The 7,914-nt window shown below is 64.8% G+C and carries 10 protein-coding genes; 5 read left to right on the plus strand and 5 right to left on the minus strand.

Going from position 1 to position 7,914, the window contains the following annotated elements; translation table 11 throughout:
- The 4 genes from E5W70_RS26380 to E5W70_RS26395 form a co-directional block, all read right to left on the minus strand.
- Window positions 1-350: alpha/beta hydrolase (locus E5W70_RS26380; RefSeq protein ID WP_292663992.1), on the minus strand; the 350-nt coding region annotated here is incomplete at its 3' end.
- Window positions 351-390: 40 nt separating this feature from the next.
- Entirely contained in the window at window positions 391-1,287 is an 897-nt protein-coding gene (locus tag E5W70_RS26385; protein WP_292663994.1) for an HlyC/CorC family transporter, read from the minus strand.
- On the minus strand, window positions 1,284-2,405 hold the full coding sequence (gene aroB / locus E5W70_RS26390) for a 3-dehydroquinate synthase (RefSeq protein ID WP_292663996.1): 1,122 nt from the start codon (window positions 2,403-2,405) through the stop codon (window positions 1,284-1,286). Before aroB ends, E5W70_RS26385 begins: the two co-directional genes overlap by 4 nt.
- Entirely contained in the window at window positions 2,402-3,004 is a 603-nt protein-coding gene (locus E5W70_RS26395; RefSeq protein ID WP_292663998.1) for a shikimate kinase, read from the minus strand. Before E5W70_RS26395 ends, aroB begins: the two co-directional genes overlap by 4 nt.
- Window positions 3,005-3,166: 162 nt before the next feature.
- Between E5W70_RS26395 and E5W70_RS26400 the strand changes: the two genes are divergently transcribed.
- The 5 genes from E5W70_RS26400 (at window position 3,167) to E5W70_RS26420 (ending at window position 7,089) form a co-directional block, all read left to right on the plus strand.
- The gene (locus E5W70_RS26400) at window positions 3,167-3,316 is read left to right on the plus strand and encodes a hypothetical protein (RefSeq protein ID WP_023677884.1); all 150 of its coding nucleotides are present in this window, start codon (window positions 3,167-3,169) and stop codon (window positions 3,314-3,316) included.
- The gene (locus E5W70_RS26405) at window positions 3,313-4,230 is read left to right on the plus strand and encodes a site-specific tyrosine recombinase XerD (protein ID WP_292664000.1); all 918 of its coding nucleotides are present in this window, start codon (window positions 3,313-3,315) and stop codon (window positions 4,228-4,230) included. Before E5W70_RS26400 ends, E5W70_RS26405 begins: the two co-directional genes overlap by 4 nt.
- 99 nt (window positions 4,231-4,329) lie before the next feature.
- Window positions 4,330-5,280 (plus strand): acetyl-CoA carboxylase carboxyltransferase subunit alpha, encoded by a 951-nt coding sequence (locus tag E5W70_RS26410; protein WP_292664002.1) that lies wholly within the window; start codon window positions 4,330-4,332, stop codon window positions 5,278-5,280.
- 208 nt (window positions 5,281-5,488) lie between these two features.
- On the plus strand, window positions 5,489-6,814 hold the full coding sequence (locus E5W70_RS26415; RefSeq protein WP_292664004.1) for a murein L,D-transpeptidase family protein: 1,326 nt from the start codon (window positions 5,489-5,491) through the stop codon (window positions 6,812-6,814).
- 5 nt (window positions 6,815-6,819) lie between these two features.
- Entirely contained in the window at window positions 6,820-7,089 is a 270-nt protein-coding gene (locus E5W70_RS26420; RefSeq protein WP_292664006.1) for a sulfurtransferase TusA family protein, read from the plus strand.
- Between the two features lie 80 nt (window positions 7,090-7,169).
- On the opposite strand, the gene E5W70_RS26425 is transcribed toward E5W70_RS26420, so the two are convergent.
- Window positions 7,170-7,914, minus strand: a 745-nt coding sequence (locus E5W70_RS26425) for a GTP-binding protein (RefSeq protein ID WP_292664008.1), incomplete at its 5' end; no start/stop codon positions are given.

Genomic DNA, 7,914 nt, shown 5'->3' on the forward strand with positions numbered 1-7,914 from the left:
ATGTTGGCGCGGACGTAGCGATACGCCAGTTCGACATCAGCCGCCTGGGTGGCGACGTCGGCTTCAGGCAGCATCCGGTAGTCGATCGAGACGAAGCAGAAGCCATTGTCGAGCAGGAAACCAGGCTTGGAGTTGACATTGTTGCGGTTGCCGACCCGCCAGGCGCCGCCATGGACGAAGAAGACGACCGGCAGGCCGCTTGCGCCATCGCGAGAATAGATGTCGAGCTTGGCCGGCCCATAATCGAAGGTTTCGGGCGACGGCGAACGTGGCCGCAACGCCGCCGCGGCCTGCCCCGGCAGCAGCGCCGCCATCGACGCCAAAAGCAGGCTTCGCCGATCGATTGTCATAAACTCCTGACTGCCCGCGGCTGCCATAAGGTGCGCACTGTCATTCGCCAAGCATCGCCGGCTTGATCCTCAGCCGTGCGATCCGGTTCTTGTCGCGTTTCATGACGACGAAGCGCTTGCCGTGAAACGTAAAGGCCTGCTTTTCGTCCGGGATCGACTGCGCCTCGTGGATGACAAGGCCGGCAATGGTGGTGGCTTCCTCGTCAGGCAGGTTCCAGTCGAGCGCCCGGTTCAGGTCGCGGATCGACACCGTGCCGTCGACGACGACGGAGCCGTCTGCCTCCTGCTTGACGCCCTGGATGTCGATGTCGTGCTCGTCGGCGATCTCGCCGACGATCTCCTCGATGATGTCCTCCAGCGTCACCAGTCCCTCGACCTCGCCATATTCATCGACGACGATGGCGAAATGCGCCTTGCGGCGCAGGAAGGCGTTGAGCTGCTCCTGCAGCGTCGTGGTGTCAGGCACGAACCACGGTTTCGACGCGATCTTCATGACGTCGATCCGCGAAAAATCATTGCCGACCTCGTTCAGCGCGCGCAGCAGATCCTTCGCGTGCAGCACGCCGACAATGTTGTCGAGCGAGCCCTTCCACAACGGCATGCGGGTGTGCGGGCTCTGCAGGATCTCGCGAACCACCGCTTCGGGCGGGTCGTCGGCGTTGACCGAGCGCATATTGGTGCGGTGGACCATGACGTCGGAGACTTCGAGCTCCTCGAGGTCGAACAGGCCGCCGATGCGGGCGCGGTCCTCGCGCACCACCTGGCCGTCGCGGCGGAAATCGTCGACGGCGCCGCGCAGTTCCTCATGCGCCGAGCGCTGCGGCTCGATGCGCTGCAGCTCGTAGCCGAAGGCGGCGAGCAGGCGCCGGCGCAAGACGAAGCCCAGCAGACCGAGGCCGGCGAGCACTACAGCCGCGATCCAGCCGGCCTGGCTCATCCCGGATGGTTCTCCCTGAGGAACGCCAGCACTTCCGAGGCCGGCACATCCCTGGCGATGAAGGCCTGGCCGACGCCGCGCGTCAGGATGAAGGTCAGCGCGCCGCGCGACACCTTCTTGTCCTGGGTGATGAAGGAGACCAGCGTCTCGGCATCGGGCAGTTCGCCTGGAATGTCGGCCATGCGCCAGGGCAGGCCGACGGCGCGAAGATGCGCCTCGACACGCGCCGCATCGTCGGGGCTCGCCAAATTGAGCCTTGACGAAAAGCGGTGCGCCAGCGCCATGCCGATGGCAACGCCTTCGCCATGCACGAGCCTTGCGCCGTCATAGCCGGTCGCCGCCTCCAGCGCGTGACCGAAGGTGTGGCCGAGATTGAGCAGGGCGCGGTCGCCGGTCTCGAACTCGTCGCGGGCAACGACGTCGGCCTTGGCACGACAGGCCTCGGCGATGGCCTCTCCCCGCTCCGGCCCGCCGGCAAACACGCGAGGCCAGTTTTCCTCCAGCCAGGCGAAGAACTGCGGCCGGTCGATCAGCCCGTATTTGGCCAGTTCGGCGTAGCCGGCGCGAAAGTCGCGGATCGGCAGCGTGTCGAGCACTTCGGTGTCGGCAAGCACCAGCCTGGGCTGGTGGAACACCCCGACCAGGTTCTTGCCGCGCTTGCTGTTGATGCCGGTCTTGCCGCCGACGGAGGAATCGACCTGCGCCAGCAGCGAGGTCGGAACCTGCACGAAGTTCATGCCGCGCCGCGCGATGCCGGCGGCAAAGCCGGCGAGGTCGCCGACGACGCCGCCGCCGAGCGCGATGACGACGTCGCCGCGCTCCAGCTTGGCGGCCAGCACGCCGTCGACCACCTCTTCGAGATGCGCAAAGCTCTTGGTCTTTTCGCCTGGCGGCAGCGTGATGACGGCATGTTGGATGCCTCCGCTTGCCAGGCCGGCCGCAAGCGTCGCGAGATGCGCGGCCGCGACGTTTTCGTCGGTGACGACCGCCGCCCTTGTGCCCGGCAGACGGCGCGAAATCTCGGCGCCGGCGCGTGACAGCAGGCCGGGGCCGATCAAGATGTCGTAGGCACGCTCGCCAAGCCCGACTTCGACAGAGACCGTTGCATCAGCGCTCACGACCGCACCTCGTCAATGTCGGCAACGCCAAGGTGGCCGCGCAGCGCGTCTACCACTTCGGCGGCAATGATCTCCTTGCGGTCGTCGCGGGTCGGCACGATGACGTCGGCCGCAGCATAAACCGGGTAGCGTTCCGCCATCAGCCGTTCCAGCACGGCGCGGGGATCGGCGCTTTTCAGCAGCGGCCGGTTCTGCTTCTTGGAAACGCGCTCCATCAACAGTTCGATCTCGGCCTTCAGCCAGACCGAAACGCCGTGGCTGGCGATCGCCTCGCGCGTCTGCGCGTTCATGAAGGCGCCGCCGCCGGTCGACAGCACCTGCGGCCCGTGTTCCAGCACACGCAGGATGACGCGCTGTTCCAGTGCCCGGAACTCCGCCTCGCCATAGCGCTCGAACAGGTCCGGGACGCTCATGCGCGAAACGGTTTCGATCTCCTGGTCGCTATCGATGAAGGGCAGTGCCAGCATCGCCGCCACCTTGCGGCCGATCGCCGTCTTGCCGGCGCCCATCAGCCCGACAAAGACGATGGAACGGTCGCCCAGCCGGCCGAGCAGCGCGGCATGGCTCTCGCCCGGAGGATTTGCTGGTAGCGCGTTCATATTTCTAGGGCCTCTTTGCCGGCGTATCGACATCAAAAGCCTGTTTGCGTCAAGCGCGACGCAACCGGGACCTGTTATGGGCTTCACCCTTGAATTGGCCGGATTGGCGCCTCATAAGGGCACAGGGTTGGAAATGCAGAATAAGACGACGGGCGAAAATTAATGCCAACACTGTTTCGCTTTGTCGTGACGCTCGCGATTCTGGCCGGCATTGTCTATGGCGCGATGTTCGCCTTGGTCATGTTCGTCGAGCCGAGAAAGGCGGAAATGAGCGTGCGTATCCCTCCGGAAAAGCTCAATCCCAAAAAATGAACAGCGCCGCCCGCATCGAAGCCTTCCTGGAGATGATGAGCGCCGAGCGCGGCGCTGCCGAAAACACGCTTTCCTCCTATCGCCGCGACCTCGAGGACGCTTCCGCCGGGATCGGCGGTGGGCTTGCCGCTGCAACCAGCGCCGACATCCGCGCCTATCTCGACGACATCGCCGCGCGCGGCTTTGCCGCCACCTCGCAGGCGCGCAAATTGTCGGCGATTCGGCAGTTCTTCAAGTTCCTCTACGCCGAGGGTCTGCGCGGTGACAATCCGACCGGCACGCTGGACAGTCCGAGGAAAGGCCGGCCGCTGCCTAAGACGATGAGCGAGGCCGATACCGGCCGGCTGCTCGACCGCGCCGCGCAGGAGGCGATCGACCCCTCGCTCAACGACGGCGACAGGCTGGCGGCGCTGCGCCTGCACGCACTGGTCGAGGTGCTCTACGCCACCGGCCTGCGCGTTTCGGAGCTGGTCGGCCTTCCCGTGACGGTGGCGCAGCGCGACGACCGCTTCTTTATGGTGCGCGGCAAGGGCAACAAGGAGCGCATGGTGCCGCTGTCGGCCAAGGCCCGCACGGCGATGCGGGCCTGGCTTGCCGCACGGGCGGCGGTGCCGGCTTTTGCCGACAGCCCGTTCCTGTTTCCGGCTGCCTCCGACAGCGGCTATCTCTCGAGACAGGTCTTTGCCCGCGAGCTGAAAGGGCTTGCCGCGCGAGCCGGCATTGCCGCGGCGAAGATATCGCCGCATGTGCTGCGCCATGCTTTCGCCAGCCATCTCCTGCAGAACGGCGCCGATCTCAGGGCCGTGCAGCAGCTGCTCGGCCATGCCGATATTTCAACGACGCAGATCTACACGCATGTGCTGGAAGAGCGGCTGGTGCGTCTGGTCAACGATCATCATCCGCTTGCCGACTAGGCGCCATGTCGCTATGTGAGAACGACGTTCCACCGCGCCCAGCCTGCATTTTCAGGCTTGCGTCAGTCATTGCCTTCCGACTTGCCGGTCCGCCCAAGAATGTACAATTACCTCGATTTCGAAAAGCCTGTGCAGGATCTCGAAGGCAAGATCCTCGAGCTGAAGAAGCTTGCCGAGAACGGCGAGGCGGTCGATGTCGGCGATGAGATCGCCCGTCTCGAGAAGCGCTCGCGCGATGCGCTGCGTGATGCCTACAAGGCGCTGACGCCGTGGCAGAAGGTGCAGGTGGCGCGCCATCCGGACAGGCCGCATTGCATCGACTACATCAAGGGCCTGCTTACCGATTTCACGCCGCTCGCCGGCGACCGCAATTTCGGCGAGGACCAGGCGATCGTCGGCGGCTTCGCCCGCTTCCGTGGCGAGCCGGTGGCGATCATCGGCCAGGAGAAGGGTTCCGACACGGCAAGCCGGCTGAAGCATAATTTCGGCTCGGTGCGGCCGGAGGGCTACCGCAAGGCGGTGCGACTGATGGAACTCGCCGACCGCTTCCAGATACCGCTGCTGACGCTGGTCGACACGGCCGGCGCCTATCCCGGCGTCAACGCCGAAGAGCGCGGCCAGGCGGAAGCCATCGCCCGCTCGACTTCAGCCTGCCTTGGCCTGAAGGTGCCGTCGATCTCGGTGGTGATCGGCGAAGGCGGCTCGGGCGGCGCCATAGCGATCGCCACCGCCAACCGCGTCTACATGCTCGAACACGCCATCTATTCGGTGATCTCGCCGGAGGGTGCCGCCTCGATCCTGTGGCGCGATACCACGCGGTCCAGGGATGCTGCGACCAATATGAAGATCACGGCGCAGGACCTGCTGGAGCTGAAGATCATCGACGCCATCGTTGCCGAGCCGCTCGGCGGCGCCCATCGCGGCCCCGAGACGGTTATCGCCGCCACCGGCGACCTCATCGCCAGGACGATGAAGGAATTTTCCGGCGCCAACACCGACTTCCGCGAGCATCGTCGCGAGAAATACCTGGCGATGGGCCGCAATCTGTAATCAACGCAGGCACGCGGCCTGAAATGTGACGGCGTGGAGCAATTTCGCCACAAAAATGCCGCTGCATTCGGCTCAGTGAGCTTGCCGTAAGGGGACGCTCCATGCTTGCGGTAAGGAATTTTCAAGGTTAACGGGCTTAGGGTCCGTCAGTGGTCAGTTTAGCAGCCGCGGCATCCGCGGCGCAGAGATGAAGACGATAGCGATATCCATGTTAGCCAAGCTTGCCCGCACCGGAGTTCTGATCGCTGCGATCGGCGTCGCCGGCTGCAATGATGCTTCGATGAAGGATTTTGCGCCGCAAGCCAACAAGCCGCTGCCGGACAAGATCCTGACCGAAATGAAGGCCAAGGGCATGGTCCGCACCTCTTCGGTGATGGCCCGCATCTTCAAGGAAGAAGGCAAGCTCGAAATCTGGAAGGCCAAGACTAACGGCCGCTATGACCTGGTCGCCAGCTACGACATCTGCAAATGGTCGGGCAAGCTCGGGCCGAAGTTCACCGAAGGCGACCGCCAGGCGCCGGAAGGCTTTTACACGGTCCGCCCGGCACAGATGAACCCGCGGTCGAATTACCACCTGTCCTTCAACATCGGCTACCCGAACGCCTATGACCGCGCCAATGGCCGCACCGGTTCCAACCTGATGGTCCATGGCGCCTGCTCGTCGTCTGGCTGCTATTCGATGACCGACGCGCAGATCGAGCAGATCTATGCCTTCGGCCGCGACGCCTTCCAGGGCGGCCAGACCGAGTTCCAGATCCAGGCTTTTCCGTTCCGCATGACCGCCGCCAACATGGCGCGCTACCGCAACGACCCAAACTACGAATTCTGGAAGATGCTGAAGGTCGGCTACGACAATTTCGAAGTCACCAAGGTGCCGCCGAAAGTCGACGTCTGCGAGAAACGCTACGTCTTCAACCAGGTTGCGGCCGACGGCTCGGCCTTCAATCCGACCGGCCCTTGCCCTGCGACCACCCAGCCCGATTCGCTGAAGAGCGCCATCAACGCCTATCAAAGCACCTATGAGGCGGCCTTCAACGGCGCCGTCAAGGCCAGCGTGCCGGCGCCCAAGCCGACCATCGCCGGGATCAAGGAAGCCAGCATCGTTTCCGACTGGTCGAAACGGCGTGCGCGCGGCGAACGCGTGCCGATCGAGCCGCCCTCGCTCAACGCGGACGGCACCGTGGCCGAAACGGCGCGCATGGGCCGCATCGATTCGCCGGCCGGCCGCAAGATGGCGGCGCTCGACGCCGAAAAGGCCGCCAAGCAGAAGGCCGAGGAACAAAGGCTAGCCGCCATAGAAGCGGCGAAGGCCGCGAAAGAGGCAGCCAAGGCACAGGCCCTGGCCGAGAAGGAAGCTGCCAAAGCCCAGGCGCTGGCCGAAAAGGAAGCTGCCAAGACCGCCGCCGAGATGCCTGTCGCCACCGCCACCGTAGCGCCATCCGAGGCCGCCCCGGCAGTCGAAACGCAGGCTGCGGACGCCGAAAGCACGGCGACAAGGTTGAAGAAAAAGCTGCTCGGCATGTTTGGCGGCTGAGTTTCATGCTTGAACAAGAAGATGGGGGCCAAGAAGACAGGCCCTCAACCAGCCCCGCCGCCGTCTACGACCTCAAAGGCTTGAACTGCCCGTTGCCCGTGCTCAAGGCAAAAAAGCGCCTGGCCGCAATGCAGCCAGGCAGCCGGCTGTGGCTCGAAACCACCGATCCGCTCGCAGTCATCGACATTCCCGCCTTCTGCGCCGAGAGCGGCCATCGGCTGATCGAGACGAATGCGGCGGCAGGCGGCCACCGCTTCTTGGTCGAGCGCGGCTGAGCGGAGGTAATCTCCCCCCTCGAGGGGGACCCCCTCTGGCCTGCCGGCCATCTCCCCCTCGAGGGGGGAGATCGGCAGCTTCACCCACGCCCGGCAATAGCCAGCGGATTGCTTTCCAGTGCTGCACGGTCCGGCGTGTCGATCGACGGCCGGTTGGTGAATGCGGCGAACAGCCGGCGGACATAGTCTTCCGGCATGTCGAGCGTGATCAGCACCAGTCTGGTGCCGCGCTGGCCGTCCGGCCAGGCCGGCAGTTGCACCGGCGGATGCAGGATCTTCTGCACGCCATGGATAACCAGCGGCCGCGACGGATCTTCTGCAAGCTCGATGACGCCTTTCATCCGCAAAAGGCGCTCGCCATGCGCCGAGCGCAGCAGATCGAGGAACATCTCGATTGCCGAAAACGGCACCGGCCCGTCATGAACCAGCGAATACGAACGCACGCGGGAATCGTGCCTATGGCCATGACCATGAGCATGGTGATGGTGATCGCCACCGTCATGCCCGCTGTGGTCATGCCCGCTGTGGTCATGGTGGCCGGCTTCTTCGCCGAGCCAACGCTGCACATCGACGGATTTGGTGGCCGGATTGTAGAGGCCGCTATCGAACAGGGTCGCCGCGCTTGCCTGGCTCGCGTCGAGCACCACGGCGCCCGGGTTGAGCTGCCTGAGCCGCGCTCGCAACGCCTCCGCATCGCCTGCATCCGTGGCCAGGTCGGCCTTGCTGAGCACGATGCGATCGGCGACGGCCACCTGCTTCATCGCCTCGACATGGGCATCGAGCGTCGCATTGCCGTTGACGGCGTCGACCAGGGTGATGACGCCG

Origin of the sequence: Mesorhizobium sp. (genome assembly GCF_005063415.1) — a bacterium.
Classification (GTDB): domain Bacteria; phylum Pseudomonadota; class Alphaproteobacteria; order Rhizobiales; family Rhizobiaceae; genus Mesorhizobium.